The organism is Vibrio sp. 03_296 (genome assembly GCF_002265885.1).
Genome location: NZ_NPKW01000810.1, coordinates 1 through 1963, shown reverse-complemented (window position 1 = coordinate 1963; position 1963 = coordinate 1). Strand labels below are relative to the sequence as shown.

Here is a 1963-nt window from a genome sequence, read left to right as displayed (position 1 = left end):
TAGGGACCAACACCACCACCCAATGTCATCAATGATGCCGCCAGACGGAAGTTGCACCCCATGAGAGCTGCCGTTGTTTCGAAAAAATGGAAGTTAGAGTCAAAACGTCTGACCAAGCTGCGCTGCACTTCTGCAACAGTCACTTCTAGCATTACCTGCTGGGCACCGCCGATCGTCATTAAGTTGATCACACCACTTTTTTCCACCTGACTGTTTAACGAGGCAGTGGCTTCATCCGCTTGTTGCCCCGCCGCGTAGGTTTCTGCCACGCGCAGAGCGATGTTCATTCTTTTTCTTGAGTGCTGACCATGCCACTACAAAATTAAGCGATTTTGCGCACTGTGGACTTGAATCGGCTCCTCTGGCAAAAACTCATAAAGCTTTTGCTTGAGGCTATTGAGATCGTGTGTGACTTCAATATTGATCGATCGATTCAATTAAGTTCCCGCGGCTGTCCCATGCCATTAGGTTCGTTGAGCCTAACTTACGGCCAATCAAGAACAGTTCATCGGATTTCAACATCACAATGTCTAACACTTCAGGATCGCCAAGCGAGACGCGTTTTGCTTTACCTGACAACGCAACAAACGTCGATTTGTGATGCGGTACCGTGACCACTTTCCCCGTTTGTGTCGCTCCGTAAGCGGTAAAGACACTCAGCACGCCTAACGTAAAGACTAAATCAAATTTCATGCGTCACACCTTATTCTTTACCTGAATCTTCGATGACTCCGTCCCTTTGATTATGGTGACACTAGGGGCGACATAACGACGAACCACTTTTTCCTCAGGCTCGTGTGGATTACGCTAAGGTAAGTTGGATCTCACCTTTGCTCTTGGCACTCAACAGTTTTTCCGCCTGATCCGGTGATGACTTCCAACGTCACCGCTCGAACGATAATAGGCTTGTTCTCTTTGGTTCTGGCCGTTTGGTCCACTGCTAATACCTTGAGTTCTTCAGCACGTTTTATGCTCGCCGAGCCTTTGCTATAAGAAACCGTATTGAGTACATCAACACGGTTTCCCGGCAGCAAGAAACCCGCCACGCCAATCACATCATTCACGCGAATGGTAATGGCTCGTTTGTTCTCTGGAATTAACGCAGCAAGCGTCGAGCCCTCACCAGGCACGGTTAAACGTTGCTCTATGATGATTTCACCAGGGTAAATCGCTCCTAGCACGATTTGCCCACCAGCTCTTTAGGGTCGGTATATTGCGAGAGCTCACGCCACGACTTTTCCAACAGTTTCGTCGTGAGATGTTGTGGCTCAATCACACTACCAGCCGGAATTTCTATGGCCGCAATCACCACAGGTTCTCGCTCAACCACTTCGACATCTTGTTGAGGCGTCAGCTGCTTATCCATCCACTGCTGACAAAATACGGCCGCCAAACCAAATAAAATTGAGAGTAAAAACAGTAAARTAATTTGGACTACGACTCATCGTGCACCTCCGCCTTTACCATCCGCGGTAAAGTAAACTTCCCAAGCCCTTTCTAGTACTTGCCGAGTGATGACGGGCTCTGACTCTTCAAAAGCAACAATATCGCGGCATGATACCTGCAATGTCTTTTGGCAAACAAGGATAATAGTGCCAACACTATGTTGCTCATGCAGTTCGGTTAATCGGTCAAACAMCCSGCTCAAGTGATAGCGATTTCCGTCGCGCCATGATTTGCCATAGCTCTTGGTACTCATCTTTCATAAGCGGCTGGAACTGGATCTTGTAACCTAAACGGCGCAAGAACGCGGGGTCACTGATTTTTTCTGGATCTAAGTTGGTTGAAAACGCCAACGTGRGAATAAAAGGAATGGTGATTTGTTGGCCATTCGGCAAAGAGAGGTAATCATAGAAATACTCCATCGGCACAATCCAGCGGTTGAGCAGTGTCGCCACCGGCATGGGTTGACGGCCCAAGTCATCGATAATGAAGATGCCATTATTGGCCATCATTTGCAGTG

Annotated in this window: 3 pseudogenes; all 3 read right to left on the bottom strand. The window is 48.0% G+C overall.

What is annotated here, in order from left to right:
• Window positions 1–71: 71 nt before the first annotated feature.
• Window positions 72–693 (bottom strand): annotated as a pseudogene (locus tag CIK04_RS28065) (pilus assembly protein N-terminal domain-containing protein); the annotation flags it as partial.
• A gap of 3 nt (window positions 694–696) precedes the next feature.
• Window positions 697–1429 (bottom strand): annotated as a pseudogene (cpaB, locus tag CIK04_RS28060) (Flp pilus assembly protein CpaB).
• A 12-nt stretch (window positions 1430–1441) separates the two neighbouring features.
• A pseudogene (locus CIK04_RS28055) lies at window positions 1442–1963 on the bottom strand (AAA family ATPase); the annotation flags it as partial.